General features: G+C 72.8%; 13 protein-coding genes. 7 read left to right on the top strand and 6 right to left on the bottom strand.

Features of this window, described 5'->3' with window-relative positions; all coding sequences use genetic code 11:
• Nucleotides 1-405: 405 nt before the first annotated feature.
• Both APR04_RS17990 and APR04_RS17985 read left to right on the top strand, forming a co-directional pair.
• Nucleotides 406-2,244, top strand: coding sequence for a gamma-glutamyltransferase family protein (locus tag APR04_RS17990; protein ID WP_253872872.1), 1,839 nt, complete (start codon nucleotides 406-408; stop codon nucleotides 2,242-2,244).
• A complete protein-coding gene (locus APR04_RS17985) occupies nucleotides 2,228-3,025 on the top strand; it encodes a GntR family transcriptional regulator (RefSeq protein WP_253872586.1) in 798 nt (265 codons plus the stop codon). The genes APR04_RS17990 and APR04_RS17985 overlap by 17 nt, the downstream gene beginning before the upstream one ends.
• Here APR04_RS17985 and APR04_RS17980 read toward each other — a convergent pair.
• Nucleotides 3,011-4,837: a glycosyltransferase family 61 protein gene (locus APR04_RS17980; RefSeq protein WP_253872583.1), complete on the bottom strand. Its 1,827-nt coding sequence runs from the start codon at nucleotides 4,835-4,837 to the stop codon at nucleotides 3,011-3,013. The two genes, APR04_RS17985 and APR04_RS17980, sit on opposite strands and share 15 nt — an antisense overlap.
• A gap of 126 nt (nucleotides 4,838-4,963) precedes the next feature.
• On the opposite strand from APR04_RS17980, the gene APR04_RS17975 reads away from it, so the two are divergent.
• From APR04_RS17975 to APR04_RS17965, 3 genes are read left to right on the top strand one after another with little or no spacing between them, the layout of a single operon-like run.
• Nucleotides 4,964-5,965, top strand: coding sequence for a formylglycine-generating enzyme family protein (locus APR04_RS17975; RefSeq protein WP_253872869.1), 1,002 nt, complete (start codon nucleotides 4,964-4,966; stop codon nucleotides 5,963-5,965).
• Nucleotides 5,962-6,321, top strand: coding sequence for a YidH family protein (locus APR04_RS17970; protein WP_253872581.1), 360 nt, complete (start codon nucleotides 5,962-5,964; stop codon nucleotides 6,319-6,321). The genes APR04_RS17975 and APR04_RS17970 overlap by 4 nt, the downstream gene beginning before the upstream one ends.
• The gene (locus tag APR04_RS17965; RefSeq protein ID WP_253872578.1) at nucleotides 6,318-6,659 is read left to right on the top strand and encodes a DUF202 domain-containing protein; all 342 of its coding nucleotides are present in this window, start codon (nucleotides 6,318-6,320) and stop codon (nucleotides 6,657-6,659) included. Before APR04_RS17970 ends, APR04_RS17965 begins: the two co-directional genes overlap by 4 nt.
• A 243-nt stretch (nucleotides 6,660-6,902) precedes the next feature.
• Here APR04_RS17965 and APR04_RS17960 read toward each other — a convergent pair whose 3' ends face one another.
• From APR04_RS17960 to APR04_RS17945, 4 genes are all read right to left on the bottom strand, one after another.
• A complete protein-coding gene (locus APR04_RS17960) occupies nucleotides 6,903-7,157 on the bottom strand; it encodes a toxin (protein ID WP_308292366.1) in 255 nt (84 codons plus the stop codon).
• On the bottom strand, nucleotides 7,154-7,417 hold the full coding sequence (locus APR04_RS17955; RefSeq protein WP_253872575.1) for a ribbon-helix-helix domain-containing protein: 264 nt from the start codon (nucleotides 7,415-7,417) through the stop codon (nucleotides 7,154-7,156). The genes APR04_RS17960 and APR04_RS17955 overlap by 4 nt, the downstream gene beginning before the upstream one ends.
• Nucleotides 7,418-7,607: 190 nt before the next feature.
• The gene (locus APR04_RS17950; RefSeq protein ID WP_372496128.1) at nucleotides 7,608-9,224 is read right to left on the bottom strand and encodes an amidohydrolase; all 1,617 of its coding nucleotides are present in this window, start codon (nucleotides 9,222-9,224) and stop codon (nucleotides 7,608-7,610) included.
• Nucleotides 9,221-9,931 carry an FMN-binding negative transcriptional regulator gene (locus APR04_RS17945; RefSeq protein ID WP_253872572.1) on the bottom strand — a complete coding sequence of 237 codons (711 nt, stop codon included), beginning with the start codon at nucleotides 9,929-9,931 and terminating at the stop codon, nucleotides 9,221-9,223. The genes APR04_RS17950 and APR04_RS17945 overlap by 4 nt, the downstream gene beginning before the upstream one ends.
• Nucleotides 9,932-10,141: 210 nt before the next feature.
• Between APR04_RS17945 and APR04_RS17940 the strand changes: the two genes are divergently transcribed.
• Complete coding sequence (locus APR04_RS17940) at nucleotides 10,142-12,394, top strand: acyltransferase family protein (protein WP_253872569.1); 2,253 nt, start codon at nucleotides 10,142-10,144, stop codon at nucleotides 12,392-12,394.
• On the opposite strand, the gene APR04_RS17935 is transcribed toward APR04_RS17940, so the two are convergent.
• Entirely contained in the window at nucleotides 12,333-14,459 is a 2,127-nt protein-coding gene (locus APR04_RS17935) for an acyltransferase family protein (RefSeq protein WP_253872567.1), read from the bottom strand. The two genes, APR04_RS17940 and APR04_RS17935, sit on opposite strands and share 62 nt — an antisense overlap.
• A gap of 214 nt (nucleotides 14,460-14,673) precedes the next feature.
• Between APR04_RS17935 and APR04_RS17930 the strand changes: the two genes are divergently transcribed.
• Nucleotides 14,674-16,176 carry a S8 family peptidase gene (locus APR04_RS17930; RefSeq protein WP_253872564.1) on the top strand — a complete coding sequence of 501 codons (1,503 nt, stop codon included), beginning with the start codon at nucleotides 14,674-14,676 and terminating at the stop codon, nucleotides 16,174-16,176.
• Nucleotides 16,177-16,188: the final 12 nt, after the last annotated feature.

Below are 16,188 nucleotides of genomic sequence, written 5' to 3'. Positions count from 1 at the left end.
GTGCTGCGTTCGGCCGCGTGGCAGCCCGCGCAGCGCCCACCGTACGGGTGCCCCGAGCACCGACGGACCCAGATGACCGTCAGCAGCCCGATCTGTGACCCGATCGTAAGGTGAGATCTTGCCCGGTCACGGGAGTCTTCGGAGCCACGCCCCGCTCGGAACCGCCCGCCAAACCGCGGCTCAACAGTGCCTCAACGCGTCGCCTCGAGGCTCGACGCGGAGGCAGGCAGGGCCCGGGTCGGATTGCATACAGCTCAGCGGTATGCGCGATGATTGTATTCAGTCGTCCTTGTCAGACTCGGATTGGATTCTCCAGTGCGCACTCCGTCGCCGGCCGCCGGCACCCCGTCGTTCACCCCGCCGCCCTCCCCCCTGTCCCGACCCGACCTCCAGGGCACGTTCGGGATGGTGGCCTCCACCCACTGGGTCGCCACCGCGAGCGCCCAGGCAGTGCTCGAACGGGGCGGCAACGCCTTCGACGCGGCGGCGGCAGGGGCCTTCGTGCTGCACGTCGTGGAGCCGCACCTCAACGGGCCCGGCGGCGACATGACCGGCGTCTTCGTGACGGCCGACGCGCCGTCGGCGCCCCGCGTCCTGATGGGCCAGGGGCCTGCGCCCGCCGGCGCCACCATCGAGCACTACCGGGCCGAAGGGCTGGACCTCGTCCCGGGCTCCGGAGCGCTGGCGGCGGCAGTACCGGGCGCCGTCGACGCCTGGCTGCTGCTCCTGCGCGACCACGGCACCTGGGACATCGCCGACGTGCTGGCCTACGCCATCGGCTACGCGCGCGACGGGCATCCGCTGCTCGGCCGGGTCAGCTCCACCATCTCCCTGGTCGCCGAGCTGTTCCGCGACCACTGGCCCACCTCGGCCGCGCGCTGGCTGCCCGACGGCGAGGCCCCGGCCCCCGGGACGCTCGTCACCAACCCGGAGTACGCCGACCTGCTGGACGCCGTCGTGGCCGCCGGCTCGGGCGCAGGGAGCCGCACGGAGGCGATCGATCTTGCGCGGGCCACCTGGCGCGAGCGCGTGGGCGCGGCCGTCGAGGAGTTCGTCAGGACACCACACCGGCACTCCGACGGCGGCGACCACGCCGGCGTCATGACCGCCGCCGACGTCGCGGCCTTCGAGGCGTCGTACGAGGACGCGACCACCGTGACGTTCCGCGGGTACACGATCGCGAAGACCGGTCCCTGGGGTCAGGGTCCCGCGCTGCTGGCGGCGTGCAAGATCCTGGAGGGCTTCGACGACGCGGCGCTCGACCCGTCCACCGAGCTCGGCGCCCACACGATCCTCGAGGCGCAGAAGCTCGCGATGGCGGACCGCGACGTCTGGTACGGCGACCCCGCTGCGGACGACGTACCGCTGGCCCACCTGCTCAGCGAGGACTACGCGGCGCAGCGCCGAGCGCTCATCACCGACACCGCGAGCCACGAGGTGCGCCCCGGCGCCGTGGCCGGCCGGCCCACGCCCACCGTGCCGATCCTGCGCACCGAGTACGCCAGCAGCGCGCCGATCGGCTCCCTGCCGGGTGCCCCGACCGGTGGCGCGGCGGCCGGCGTGGGCGAGCCGACCGTCCCGGTGGTCGAGCCGGCCTACCCTGAGCCCGTCGGACGGGTCGAGAGCCCCGACTCCCCCGAGCACACCGGTGCCACCCGCGGCGACACCTGCCACATCGACGTCGTCGACCGCTGGGGCAACATGGTCTCCGCGACGCCGTCGGGCGGCTGGCTGCAGTCCTCCCCCACGGTGCCCGGCCTGGGCTTCTGCCTGGGCACGCGGCTGCAGATGACATGGCTGGACGAGGCGTCGCCGTCGGCCCTCGTGCCCGGCCGGCGGCCCAGGACGACGCTCACGCCCACGCTCGTGCTGCGCGACGGTGAGCCGGTGATCGCGCTCGGCTCGCCGGGCGGCGACCAGCAGGACCAGTGGCAGCTGCTGTTCCTGCTGCGCGTGCTCGTCGGCGGGTACACGCCGCAGCAGGCGATCGACGCACCGGCCCTGCACACGACGTCGTTCCCCGGCTCGTTCTGGCCCCGTACCTGGACACCAGGCGGAGCCACGGTGGAGGACCGGCTCGGCGACGCCGTCATCGCCGGCCTGGAGCGGCGCGGCCACGTGGTGACCCGGGCCGGGGACTGGGCCCTCGGGCGCCTGTCCGCGGTGACCCGCGACCCGGCCACCGGAATGCTGGGGGCCGCCGCCAACCCGAGGGGCGCACAGGGCTATGCCGCAGGACGCTGAGCTCGCCGCCGAGCCGGACGTGCCCGCCCACGACCGGTCGGACGGGCCTGCGCCCGTTGCCGTCGCGCGGCCGGCGTCGGTCAAGGACGCGATCCGGCGGGACATCATCGCCGGCGTGCTGACACCCGGTGCCCGCGTCACCGAGAGCTCGCTCGCCCAGCGCTACGACGTCTCGCGGGTACCGGTCCGGGAGGCGCTGCGGGGACTGGAGAGCGAGGGCTTCATCGACTCGCGCCACCACGTCGGTTCCCGGGTGGCGCCCATCCCGGTGCACGACGCCGACGACCTGTTCGCGGTGCGCGAGGCCCTGGAGGTGTCGACCGCGCGCAGCGCCGCGCGCCGAGCGGCGACCCTCTACTCGGGCGACGAGAGCCCCGCGGACTGGTGGCGGATCCGCCGGGAGATCGCCGCCCTGCTCGACGCAGGGGACGCGCACGTCGCGGCCGACGACCTGGACCCGTTGGTCGTCATCAACGACCAGATCCACATCGGGATCGCCGAGCTCAGCGGCAGCGCGACCCTGACACGGCTGCTGCGCCAGCTCTCGTGGAAGATCGAGTGGCTCTACGCCGCCGAGGTGCAACCCCGCGGCAAGCGGCTCTGGCCCGAGCACCGCGTGATCGTCGGCGCCATCGACGCCGGCGACGGCGAGCGGGCCGCCGCCCTCATGGCCGCGCACGTGCGTGAGTCCCGGATCGGCTATCTGCTGCGGTACGGCGTCACGACGCCGAGCTCGGACCCGGCGGTCGCCGCGGCGGTCCGGCGGTCAGCCGGCAGCTGACCAGGTGGGCCCGAGGCGCGGGGCACGCGGTTCGAGCGACAGCAGGAGCTCGTCGAGCGCCTGCCCGTCGCGCTCGACGTCGAACACGTAGTCCGCGTGGAACATGCCGCCGGTCGCCGGGCTGGCCGCCGAGGCGTCCGGAACCACCGGGTCGCACCAGAAGTAGTGCAGGTCACCGCCGTACACGGCGGCGATGTGGTACTCGTTGGTGGCCCAGTAGCTCTTCGACGCCAGCACGATCCGCGTGGCCGGGCCCGACGAGAACACGGTGTTGATCAGCCCCGAGCCCGCGTAGCCCGCGACCACCGGGACGTTCGAGAAGAGCCGCGCCTGGTCCGGCAGCGAGAAGTCCTCGGGGTAGACCGTGACGAAACCCGCCTCCTCGAACCGCCGCTCCACCTCGTCCGCGTTGAGGCACCGCCGGCGGCTCGCCGCCCGGCGTGAGACGAAGACCCGCTCCGGCAGCGGACCCCGTCCTGCCCGCGGCAGGAGGCCTGCCGTCACCCGCGCCCAGACATCCCGCGCCACCGGGCTGAGGAAGTTCGGCTGCTGGAAGGCCTGGGTCGCGGTGATCAGGCGCTCGGCGCGCACCGGACCGGTGATCACGTGGACCCGCTCCCTGCCGATGCCGAACGCCTCCAGCAGCTCGTACGTGTAGCCGGGTACCTCACCCGTCTTCACCTGGGGGCTGATCAGCACCTTCAGGTCCGGGTACTCGGCGAGCGCCGCGTCCCACGCCCACAGCTTCGACAGGTCGTGCGTGATGACGTGCCCGTAGTGGCCGGCGATCTGGTTGTCGAGGTGGTAGTAGGTCCCGGACAGCTCCTCGGGCTCGGCCTCGAACGCCGGGAGCGCGGAGAAGTCACTACCGAGGTTGGGCAGGCCACGCGTCGTGCGGCTCGACCGCCCCGGCAGGAAGTACGACGTCGGCAGCAGGAGCCGTTCCACCACGGCCACCTGACGTGGTGCGCAGAGCACGCCTTCGTAGACGGTGCAGACCAGCTCCTGCACCTCGATGGTCCCGCCGAGCCGCTCGGCGCCGAGCACTGCGTCGCTGGACCAGACGGACGACGCCGACACCCGCCGTTCGGGCGCGACGCGCGCGATCACCCGCTGCTCGACGCCGCGCGCCGCGAGCGCCGCGCGCGTGTCGTCGACACCGAGCTTGATGACGTGCTCCCCGCGCTTCTGCAGCACGAGGAAGTCGCCGCTGACGGACACGTCGGCGAGCGCCCTGCCGAGGCCCAGCTCGAGGGCGCTCAGCGCCCGCCGCCGCGCCGTCGGCACGGCCTGGTGATCGGCCAGGTTCCGGACGTCGTCGACGATGTCGCCGCCGTCGGCCGGGGTGCCGGGCTCCTGCCGGGTGATGTACCGGCCGCCGTCGGCCAGAGCGAGGAAGGTCCGGCGAAAGGTGTTTCGCACGTCGGCCGGACGCCCCTGCCGCATGTCGACGACCAGGTCGGCCGGGGGTAGCGACGCGAGGGTACGCACGATGCCGTGGTCGCTCTTGATCCGGGTCAGGCCGAACGGCCGCCCGCCCTGCTTGACCCGGGCCTCGGACAGGACCGTGAGGTCGGAATCCGGGTACTGGTCCTGGAAGTTGCGTCCCAGGATGACGGGCCGGTCGTCGCAGATGACGACAAGGACCCTGACGTCCGTCGGACTCGCCGCACGCTGGAAGAGCTCGAGCTGCTGGCGGGTGACCGGCAGCTCCCGCTCCCCGTCTCCCCCGGGGCCTGCCGCTGCTCCGGGGCTCTTCGCGCGCACCTCCGGGACGATGGATCTGAGGGGTCCGCGCCTGGGGTGGCTCATCTCGCAATCCTCGCTCCGGCCATCCTCAGTCGCCTCGTAAATAAGGTAGGGCAGCGGGTGATTTCACTCCGGAACAGACACGCTGGTCGTGCTCTTCCCGGACCCGGTTACCGTGGGAGCGTGACGATGAACGCGCAGACCGGAGCGGAGCACGACGGATGCGGATGCGGATGCGGCACCCCGGGGCGGGACGCGTTCGTCAAGCTCGGCTCCCGCCCGGCCCACGCCGACGCCACGATCCCGGCCGGTGGCAGGCACGCCGTCGAGCAGCTGAGCATCCCCGCCGGCACCTTCACGATGGGTGACTCGTCGGGCGACCGGAACGCCGCCGACGGCGAGGTCCCGCTGCACGAGGTCACGCTCGCCGCGTTCGAGATCGACGCGACGACCGTCACGAACGCGGACTTCGCGCGCTTCGTCGGTGACACCGGGTACCGCACCGAGGCGGAGACCTATCGCTTCTCCGCCGTGTTCCACCTCGCCGTGGCGGCCGACCCGGCCGATGTCCTGGGCCAGCCGAGCGGCGCCCCGTGGTGGTTCGGCGTGCGCGGCGCCGACTGGGCACACCCCGGCGGCCCTCTCTCGAACGTCGACGGGCTCGACGACCATCCGGCCACCCACGTCAGCTGGAACGACGCCGTCGCCTATTGCGCCTGGGCCGGCCGGCGCCTGCCGACGGAGGCCGAGTGGGAGTACGCGGCCCGCGGCGGGATCGACGGCGCCAAGTACCCCTGGGGCGACGCGGAGGTCAATGCCGGCGGATGGCGCGCGAACATCTGGCAGGGCACGTTCCCGCAGGTGAACACCCTGGACGACGGCTGGCTCACCACCGCACCGGTGCGGAGCTTCGAGCCCAACGGCTACGGCCTCTGGCAGCCCGTCGGCAACGTCTGGGAATGGTGCAACGACTGGTTCGACCCGAGCTACTACCAGGGCTCCCCCGCGGCCGACCCGCCAGGCCCGGAGCAGGGCACGGTGCGGATCCTCCGTGGCGGCAGCTACCTGTGCCACCTCTCGTACTGCAACCGCTACCGCAGCTCCGCGCGGTCGTCGAACACCCCAGACTCCTCGATGGGCAACGCCGGCTTCCGCACCGTCGCGCTCACCTCAGCCGGCGCACGGGCATGAGCTCGAAGAGATTTCCCCAGCGCGTCTACCGCGACGGCGAGGAGCCGGACCCCCGGTTCAGCCTCGCCAACGAGCGCACGTTCCTGGCCTGGCTACGCACCGCGCTCGGGCTGTACGCGGGCGCGTTCGCGCTCGAGGCGCTCTCGCTCCCCGCCGCGACCGGCTGGCGCGTCGCAGCGGCCGGCGTCTTCCTCGTCCTCGGCACGATCGCCGCCGTGCAGGCCTGGCTGGGCTGGTCCGCCACCGAGTCGGCGCTGCGCCGGGGCCGGCCGCTCCCCGGCCTCGCCGTCGGCGGGCTGCTCGTCGTGGGCATCGTCGTCGCCGTCGTCCTCGTCACGATCGGGCTGTTCGTATGAGCCAGGACCACGGTGTCTACGATCCCGGGCTCCAGACCGAGCGCACCCTCCTCGCCTGGCGCCGCACGTGCCTCTCGTTCGGCGTCGCCAGCCTCGTCGCCATGCGCTTCACCGTGGAGACCGCCGGCGTCCTCGCCGTCTTCGCGGGCGTCACAGGTGCCGGGCTCGCGGTCGCCGCCTACGTCGCCGCCGCCGTCGGCTACCGCAGGGCCAACACCGCGCTGCACAGCACCGGGTCGCTCGACCACGGGGCCGCGCCGATCGCCCTGGCCACCGCTGCGGCACTCGTCCTGGGCATCGCCTGCGCGGGCTACCTGATCCTGAGCACACTGCGCTGACCGTCGCCGTCGCCGTCGCACTGGTAGGTGCTCTTCATCGCCACCGCCCTCCGGCAGTTCTGCGACACCCCATCGATCGAACTCCCCGTCGAACGTAGGGATAGTCGCTCCTAGGGACCTCTGAGAGCGACCAACCCTACGTTCAGCCGCGGTCGCCATCCGACGCTAGATCGGCGTCTGCGCTGTGATGCCCACGAGGTCGACGGCAACGTGATGGCCTCGGTCCCGAGGCCACTACTTGGGTCAGAGCAGCAGGTCGAGGTACTGCGCGCGGGCTTTCATCGCGTGGATGACCAGCGCCTCCCCGGAGTCGAACACCAGGATTACGAGCTCAAGCATCCGCCCGGCGTCGTCGAACCCGAGCAATAACCAGCGGCGCGGGTCGTCCTCGTCGTCCAGCGCGGCGCGGTAGGTGGGCTGTTCGACGGCGCGCAGGACACCAGCCTCGGTCAGTCGATCCCGCTTGAAATGCTTACGGGCAGAGCCGTGCAGCTTCACGCGACGTGCGCCCAGGCACGCACCGCCGCACGGATCGCCTCGGACCGGTTCGCCAGCCCTTCAGCAGCAGCCTGCCTGTCCAGCGCGGCGAGCGTCGCAGCGTCCAGTCGAGCCGGTACCACCTCGCCCGGCCCGTCACCAGCAGGCGGACGGCCGCGGCCGCGCAACTTGGTCACGTCGTAGCCGGCCTCGGCCTCCTCGGCCCACGCCTGGATCTGTTCGTCGCTCACCGCCCGCCCGCGGATCTTCCTATCGCTCATATGAATATCGTATACGTAAATATCTGTCGGTCAACAGGCGGTGCCCATGCCGCTCGCGTTGTCAACGCCCGCGTGTCCGACGTCGCTGCCGTGGCTCGTCGACGGCGACCCCTACGCAATGCACCTCTTCGTCGGCGTGTCGCGTGCGGTACGTAGGGGTCGACAGCCACGGAGAGACGCAGTCGAGACCTCAGAGTGCTCGGTGGGTCCAGCGGCCCGCCAGCAGGGTGCCCGCCACCGGCATCTGCCGCAGCGTCTCCGCGACGCCGTCGTCGAACCCGCCGCCATCGAACCTGTCGCCATCGAACCTGTCGTCATTCGAGCCGTCGACACCGCCACCGACCCCGAGCGGGTCCGCGTCCAGCACCACGAGGTCCGCCGGCCCGCCCGCCGTCGGGAACAGCCCCCGCCCGTCCGTCGAGGCCGCCAGCGCCGTCCGCAGCCCGATCCGCTGCTCCGGGTGCCAGGGGGAACGCCCGTCCCTGGACCGGCTGACGGCCGCGGCGACGGCCAGCCACGGGTCGAGCGGGGCGACCGGCGCGTCCGAGCCCAGAGCGAGCACGGCCCCGGCGTCGTCAAGGGCGCCGTAGGGAAAGGCCCGTCCGGTGCGCCCGGCCCAGTGCCGGTCGGCGATGTCGCGGTCGTCCATGGCGTGCTCCGGCTGGACGGACGCGACCACGCCGAGCTCGGCGAACCGGGCGAGGTCAGCCGCGTCGAGCAGCTGCGCGTGCTCGATCGAGCCGCGGGCGCCGGTCGCCGCGAACGCGTCCAGCGCCAGGGCGTTGGCGTGGTCGCCGATCGCGTGGATCGCGCACCGCAGCCCGCCGTGGTGGGCGCGCTTCATGAGCGGGACCAGGTCGTCGGGCGGCACCGACAGGATCCCGTGCGCCTCTGGCCCGGCCAGGCCCGGGTACGCGTCGTGACAGTAGGCGGTGCGGGTGTTGAGCGACCCGTCGGTGACCACCTTGTACGGACCCTGCTCCAGGAGGCCGCCCGTGCCTGGCAGCACGTCGCCGGTGCGCAGGCCCTCGGCGAGGACGTCGTCCAGCCAGGGCGTCCAGACGCCGGCCCGGACGCGCAACGCATCGAACCCACCCGCGAACCGGCGGCGCCAGACCGTGCGGTTGTCGACGATCTCCAGGTCGACGACGCCGACCACGCCCCGGGCCGCTGCCGCCGCGGCGGCGTCGGCCACCCAGGTGTCGGCGAGGTGGTCGGCCACCCGGTCGACGACGGCGGACAACGGCAGCCACTCGCTCTCCCGCAGCACTCCGGTGGGGTGCGAGCCGACGCCGACGAACCGCAGGCCGGCGGTGCTGAGCCACGCACAGTGCAGGTCGCCGGACACGAGCACGACGGGGACGGCGCCCGCCACGGCGTCGAGCAGCGCGGCAGCAGGGGTGTCGGGCCACAGCCCGTCCCGGAACCCGTAGCCGACCAGCGCGGCTCCCGGATCGGGCGGGCCCTCGGCGAGGCGGTCGCGCACGAGCCGGACGGCCTCTGCGGCGGAGCTCGCGCCGGACAGGTCGAGCCGACGCCGCACCAGCGCCCACTGGGTGAGGTGCACGTGCTTGTCCCAGAGCCCTGGCAGGACGGTACGGCCGTCCAGGTCGAGGCGCTCCACCGGCCCGGCCCCCTCGCCGCGCCCGGCCGCGGCACCGCCGAGGTCACCACCGGCGAGCGTGCCCGATGGCGCGACCGCGCGCACCCGACCGTTCCGCAGCAGCAGGTCCACGGGCTCGGTGTGCCCGACGAGGCGCGCGCCGGTCAGCAGCAGCGGCTCGACCAGGCCGCCCACGCCGGTCACGCCTCGCCGCCGCTCGAACCGCCGCTCGCCACCCCGGGCGAACCGGCTGAACCGGCCGGACCTCCGCCGAGGCCGTCGACGCGCCTGCCGAGCTCTGCGCGCATCTCGGCCGCGAGCGCCGGCTGTGCGTAGTGCGGGTCCGCCTCCAGCGCGGCGATCACCCGTTCGGCGACGGCGCGGGGCTTGTCCTGGCTCAGCTTGGCCTTGCCCTGCCACCGGGTGACGCGCAGGCGGAACCCCGCCGCGCCCTTGGCGATGCGCCGGGCGTACTCCTCGACGTGGGGCAGGCGAACGGGCCGCGGCATGACCGACTCGTAGCGGTCGACGGTGTCGGACAGGACCCGGTACGACTCCGCCGGCGCGAGGAGCTCGACCGCGCAGTGCAGGTGGACGGCGAGGTAGTTCCAGGTCGGCACGGCGGGGGTCAGGTCGTACCAGCCCGGCGACACGTAGCCGTGCGGGCCCTGCACGATCAGCAGCGACTCGCGGCCGCTGTCCAGCCGGTGCAGCACCTCGTCGGGCCTGCCGACGTGGCTGAGCAGGCTCATCGGCTCCCCCTGCGGCGTGTCCTCCAGCAGGACCGGCAGATGGGAGGCGACGGGCGCTCCGTCGTCGGCCACCGAGACGAGGGTGGCCCAGCCATGGTTGCGGACCAGGTCGCGCACGCGGGCCTCGTCCTCGATCTCGTAGTCACCGGTGTCGATCACGGTGCCATCGAACCACCGCGGGCGCCCCGCGCAGGACCTGCGGACGGCGGCGGGCCGCGCGGGTGAGATCGAGACCTGGGCTTCGCCCGCTCGCCACCTGCACGTAAGGCCCCGGCTCTACATTCGTCGGCGTGCCAGCCACCGGCGCGCCGACGGCGCCACTGCCCAGCCCTTCCCGCCCACACCAGGACGCGTCGCGTCGCACCGCCAGTGGCTGAGCCGCGGATCGGCGCCGTCGACGGCCTGCGCGGCCTGGCGCTGATCCTCGTGGTCGCGTTCCACCTGTTCGGCCAGGGTCGGGTCTCGGGCGGTGTCGACGTCTTCCTCCTGCTGTCCGGGTACTTCGCGACGGGAACGCTGTTCCGCCGTGCCGAGGCAGGCAGCCTGCGGCTGGCGGCGCACTACGCACGTACCCTCGCCCGGCTGCTCCCGGCAGCGCTGGTGGTGCTGACCGCCGTCACGATCGCCCTGCTCACGCTGGCTCCCCGGATGAGCTGGTCGGCGGGACTGCGCGAGATCGGGGCGTCGGCGACCTTCTGGGAGAACTGGGAGCTGGTGCACGCCTCGCTCGCCTACGGTGCCGCGGGGCCCGGGACGAGCCCGCTGCAGCACTTCTGGTCGCTGTCGGTGCAGGGCCAGTTCTTCGCCGTCTGGCCGCTGGTGGTGCTGGGTCTGGTCGCAGGCAGCCGGCGGCTCGGGAGGCACCGCGGCACCCGGCCCACCACCGGCGCGAGCAGCCCGGCCGTGCTGCTCGCCGCGGTCACCGGCGTCGCCACGGCGGCCTCGTTCGCCGGCGCCCTGTGGCTCGTCACCGTGGACCAGCCGGTCGCCTACTTCAGCACGTTCACCCGGTTCTGGGAGATCGGCGCGGGCGCGCTGCTCGCCCTGGCCCTCCGTGCCCGCGTACCCCGACAGGGTCCGCTGCGCGACGTACTCGGATGGGTCGGTCTCGCCCTGGTGGTCGGGTCGGGCTTCCTGGTGGACGGCGCCAACGTGTTCCCCGGCGCCTGGGCCCTCGTCCCCGTCAGCGGTGCTGCGCTCGTGCTCATCGCGACCGCATCCGTCCCGGCAGGGCAGCGGACCCCCGCGGCAGCTCCCGCCCGAGGCGTCGAGCGGCTGCTGGACAGCGCTCCGCTGCTCTTCGGCGCGCGCATCTCCTACGCCCTGTACCTCTGGCACTGGCCGATCCTGATCTTCTGGCTCCTGACGACCGACACGCGGCAGGTGGGCCCGATGGCGGCGGGCACGATCCTCACCGCCTCGACGGTCCTCGCGTGGCTCACGACGCGGTACGTCGCCGAACCGCTCCTGACCCGGGTCACGGACCGCCTGTCGGCCCGGCGAGCGGCGGCGCCGGACCTGGCACCCCGGGGCGACGACGTCGGCCACCGGGCCGCCACGACGCCGTCGGGCAGGCGGACGCTCGCGGCCCTGGCCGGTGCCGCGGTGCTGGTGCTCTGCAGCACCCAGGTCGCGGCGGCCGGGCACGACGCGACGGTGCGGCACGACATCGCCGCGCTGCTCGTGCCGTCACCCGACCACCCAGGGGCCGCCGCGCTCGCACCGGACGCTCCTCCCGCCGACACGCAGCCCGGCGCCCCGTTCCGCCCCGCGACGTGGGTGGCCTACGACGACCACCCGGACCGGCCGGACTGCGCCCAGGACGGCGACCGGGCCGAGGTGCTGGAGTGCACGGTGGTCTCGCCCGCCGACCCGACCGACCCGACAGCCGTGGTCTACCTCGCCGGCGCGTCGCACGAGCAGCAGTACGAGGAGGCCTTCGTCGCGCTCGCCCACGAGCACGGCTGGGAGCTGCGCGAGATGATCAAGCACGGATGCCGCCTGGCGACGTCGGGCGAGGGCAGCGTGGCGCACCGGTCGGCGTGCGCCACGTGGAACGAGGGCGCGCTGGACGCGCTGGTCGCGGCCCGCCCCGACGTCGTGGTCGTGGTGGGCACGCGGACCCACGAGGACGGCGCACCGGAAGAGGTGCTACCCGGCCAGGCCGAGGCGTGGCGCACGCTGGACGACGCCGGGATCACCGTGGTCACGATCCGGGACAACCCCCGCTTCGAGTGGTTCGTCCCGGAGTGCATGGTCGACGCCGTCTCCCCAGAGGTCTGCGGCCGGCCGCGCGCGGAGCAGCTCGCCGACGTCTCGCCCGTCACGACCGCACCCGGCGTGCCGGGCACCGCCGTCCACCTGGACCTCACCGACTCGATCTGCGGACCGGTGAGGTGCGACCCCGTGGTCGGCAACGTGCTCGTCTACCGCGACGACGATCACCTGACCAACACGTACGTACGGACGCTCGGCCCTTTCCTGGGCAACCAGCTGCGCCAGGCGGTGCCATCGCTGTTCGACGGCGGCACCGCCTCCGGTCAGCGCACCGCCGGCACGATCACGACCGCCCACCGGATCGATCGAAGCGCTCCGGCAGGACCCGCCGGACGTCGTCAGTGACCTGGTCCATGTAGGTGCGCGTCACGTGGTTGCCGTCCCGGTAAACCAGCACGTTGCCGATGACCGCCGGACAGGTCACGTCGTCGCAGAACTTGTCCCACAGGTGGACGACCTCGACCCGAGGGGCGAGCTTCGCGGCTGCGGGCACCACGCCACGGCCTCCGAGCGCCTCCTCGCGCGGCATCCCGCACTCCTCCGGGTCGGTGTAGTTGTCACTGACGCACGCCACGACGTCCTTGCGCGCCTGGGGGGTGTCCCGGAACGCCACGACGCGGGTGCCACGCGCCACCAGCTCGTTCCACACCTCGGCCAGGCCCGCGGCGCCCGCCACGTCCTCGGCGGGTCCGGCCTCGAAGCGGGTCCGCTCGAGGTACGTCGTGACGACGAGCTCCGGGTCGAGCTCACGCAGCGCGGCCCGGGTGTTCTGGTTGGCCTCGTAGCAACCCTCGATGTCCGCCGCGTCGCCGTCCGCACGGAGTGCGTTCGTGAACGGGCAGGACCCGTACAGGTAGGTGACGACGCGCCACCCGCGCTCCGCCGCCACGGTAAGGATCGGCTCCGCCAGCACTCCGGCGTGCGAGTCCCCGACGACGGCGACCGTGGCGGTCGGGTTCTCCGTCTCGCCGTACTCGCAGGGCTCCACCGGACCGTCGGACGCCGTGCCGAGGCAGTCGCCGAGCGTCGAGCTCTTGTCGTACCCGGCCTTGAGCGGGTTCGGCTTGATCACCGTGTCGCCGTCGACGAAGGGGGTGAACCCTTCCTCGAGACCCTCCTTGACCCGCTCCTCCTCCTCGCCGGAGATCGCCGACGCGTTGCGGTCCCACTGGTCGTTCGTCCCGCTCACCCGGAACGGGAGGGTCGCCGCGAGGCCGACGACGAGCGCCATGGCGACCAGGGAGGCCACGAGCATGCGGCCGTCGGCCCGGAACCAGCCCGAGACCCGGATCGGCTGCTCCACGAGGACGTAGCTGGCGATGGCCATCGCGAACGAGGTCGCGATGATCGCCAGGACGTCCGTCACGCCCGGTTCGCGGCCGGTATGGATGCCGAAGAACACGATCACCGGGAAGTGCCAGAGGTACAGCGAGTACGAGATGTCACCGAGCCGCTGGACCGCCCAGGTATCGACGATCCGTCGGAGCGAGCCGGGGCCCGCCGTCCGGCCCGCTGCGATGACCGCACAGGCGCCGAGCGTCGGCGCGAGCGCCGCGACCCCGGGGAACGGCGTTCCGTCGTCGAGCACGCAGGCCGCCACGACGATGGTGGTGACCCCGAACACCGCGAGCGTGCTGCGCAGCGACCGCAGGCGCGCCGTGTCGCGGATGACGAGGGCGAGGATGCCGCCGACCGCGAGCTCCCACACCCGGGTGAACGTCGAGTAGTACGCGACCGGGTCGCCGTCCATGGACTGCTTGACGCCCCACGCGAAGGACGCGACGCCCACCAGGGAGAACAGCACCAGCAGCAGGGCGCGCAGGACCTCGGGGTCGCGCGTGGCGGTCGCGCGCCGCGCTCCGCCCCACAGCCCGACGGCCAGGACCACGAGCAGCGGCCACACCAGGTAGAACTGCTCCTCGACGCCGAGGGACCAGAAGTGCTGGAACGCGGTCGGCGCGTTGGACGCCGCCTGGTAATCGACGGCGTCCCTGGCGAGCGCCCAGTTCTCGACGTAGAGCACGGACGCGAGCGCCTGGTGCCACCACGTCTCCAGCAGCGACCGCGGGAGCAGGAGCTGCGCGAGCACGATCACCCCGACGACGGTGACGAGCGACGCAGGGAGGATCCGCCGGGCGCGGGCCGCCCAGAACTTCTTGAGGCTGACCGTGCCGGTGGTCGACGCCTCCCGCCACAGGTGGCCGGTGATGAGGAAGCCGGAGATGACGAAGAAGACGTCCACTCCGATATAGCCGCCCGGCAGGACCGCTGGGTCGATGTGGTAGACGAGCACCAGCAGCACCGCGAGGGCGCGCAGAGCCTGGACCTCTGGGCGGAACTTGCGTGGGCGGACCGAGGGTCCGGCCACCTGGCTCGACTCGGCGGCGGGCGTGGTCGTCGGTGCCGTCATGTGGTGTTGTCGCGCTCTTCGTCTCGGGGGCAGGAGGGACCACTGTGCCACAGAGCGCCGAGGCCGAGGATGAAATATCCCGGGCACGCGGGTGAAGGAATCGGGGTCTCCTTCCGTTTCATCTGTGGAGGTGCGGTGGGCAATTTCTGCCGGGACGCGTAGGTTGCCGTACGGGCCCCACCCGGGGGCCCGTCTTCATCCAGGAGAGTGATCCATGCGCATCTCCCACTCCCGGCGAGCACTCGCCGTCGCTACCGCGGCGACGCTCGCGCTCACCGCGTTCGGCACCGGCGCCGGGTACGCGGCGGACGAGCCGGAATCAACGCCCGTCCCGATCGTCACACCCGACGGGGCACTGTTCTCCTACGTCGTCAACACGGAGGACACCAAGGTCCGTGACGCCGTCAAGGCGGTCAGGGCGATCAAGCGGGCCGACGGCGTCGTCGTGCAGGCGTGGCCCCAGATCGGCGTGATCGTGGCGCACTCGGCCAACGGGTCGTTCCGCGAGGACGTGCTCGCGGCCGACCGGGTCGGCGTCATCGAGTCCGTCGGTGCAACCCGCACCGTCAGCCCCACCGAGGGCACACCCGGCAGCGACTCCGCCGCGGGCGTCAAGAAGGACATGGCCGTCAAGGGCAAGGCCAAGAAGGACACCACCGGCTGGACCGTCGACGAGCCCGCCGGCACGACCGCCGTCCCCGACCCGGGTGAGGCGACGCAGTGGGACATGGAGATGATCAAGGCCGACCAGGCCCTGGACGTCAATCCCGGCTCGTCCCGCGTCGTCGTCGGCGTGCTGGACTCCGGGATCGACGCGTCGCACCCCGACCTGGCCACCCAGGTCGACACCGCCCGGTCGGTGAACTGCACCGACGGCGGTAGGCCGGACAGGTCGGCGACCGGCTGGCTGCCCACGACCTCCGACCACGGCACGCACGTCGCCGGCACCATCGCCGCCGCGCAGAACGGCGTCGGCATCGTGGGCGTCGCGCCGGGCGTCAAGATGGCCTCGGTCAAGGTCGTGAACGACGACGGGTTCATCTACCCCGAGTACGCGATCTGCGGGTTCGTCTGGGCCGGCATGACCCACATGGACGTCACGAACAACTCGTACTACATCGACCCGTTCATGTACTGGTGCGAGGACCAGCCTGACCAGGCTGCCGCGAAGGAGGCCGTGCGTCGCGCGGTGGACTTCTCGACCGAGCGCGGTGTGGTGCACGCCGCCGCGGCCGGCAACGCCGCCACCGACCTGGCCAACAACACCACCGACGCGGCGAGCCCGAACGACTCGACGGCCGTGGACCGGGTGATCAACTCCGGTTGCGAGGACATCCCCGCGGAGCTGGACGGCGTCGTGACGGTCTCGTCCCTGACCCAGGCCTCGGACCTGAGCTCGTTCTCGAACCGTGGCCTCGGCAAGATCGACGTCGCCGCCCCGGGCAGCGGGATCCTGTCCACGGAGCTCGACGGCACCTGGGACCTCAAGAGCGGCACGTCGATGGCGTCCCCGCACGTCGCGGGCGTCCTGGCGCTCATGAAGTCGGCGCACCCGCGCTGGAAGCCCGCGCAGCTCGAGGCAGCGGTCCGCACCCAGGCCGACGACCACGAGTGCACCACCACGACCGCCGGGGCGCCCTGCGTCGGCGGGCTCGCGGAGAACAGCTTCTACGGTGACGGCATCGCCGACGCCCTGGACGCGGTGACCCTAGGCTAGGGCGCTCTCCCG

The organism is Promicromonospora umidemergens (assembly GCF_024171995.1).
GTDB classification, from domain to species: Bacteria; Actinomycetota; Actinomycetes; order Actinomycetales; family Cellulomonadaceae; genus Promicromonospora; species Promicromonospora umidemergens.
Note: the sequence above shows the minus strand (reverse complement) of the source record. Positions and strands in the feature narration are given on the sequence as shown.

What these genes read in the sequence shown, in the direction of transcription:
- APR04_RS17990 (WP_253872872.1), top strand. Translation starts at nt 406, where the DNA reads ATGGTGGCCTCCACCCACTGGGTCGCCACCGCGAGCGCCCAGGCAGTG.
- APR04_RS17985 (WP_253872586.1), top strand. Translation starts at nt 2,228, where the DNA reads ATGCCGCAGGACGCTGAGCTCGCCGCCGAGCCGGACGTGCCCGCCCAC.
- APR04_RS17980 (WP_253872583.1), bottom strand. Translation starts at nt 4,837, where the DNA reads ATGAGCCACCCCAGGCGCGGACCCCTCAGATCCATCGTCCCGGAGGTG.
- APR04_RS17975 (WP_253872869.1), top strand. Translation starts at nt 4,964, where the DNA reads ATGAACGCGCAGACCGGAGCGGAGCACGACGGATGCGGATGCGGATGC.
- APR04_RS17970 (WP_253872581.1), top strand. Translation starts at nt 5,962, where the DNA reads ATGAGCTCGAAGAGATTTCCCCAGCGCGTCTACCGCGACGGCGAGGAG.
- APR04_RS17965 (WP_253872578.1), top strand. Translation starts at nt 6,318, where the DNA reads ATGAGCCAGGACCACGGTGTCTACGATCCCGGGCTCCAGACCGAGCGC.
- APR04_RS17955 (WP_253872575.1), bottom strand. Translation starts at nt 7,417, where the DNA reads ATGAGCGATAGGAAGATCCGCGGGCGGGCGGTGAGCGACGAACAGATC.
- APR04_RS17935 (WP_253872567.1), bottom strand. Translation starts at nt 14,459, where the DNA reads ATGACGGCACCGACGACCACGCCCGCCGCCGAGTCGAGCCAGGTGGCC.
- APR04_RS17930 (WP_253872564.1), top strand. Translation starts at nt 14,674, where the DNA reads ATGCGCATCTCCCACTCCCGGCGAGCACTCGCCGTCGCTACCGCGGCG.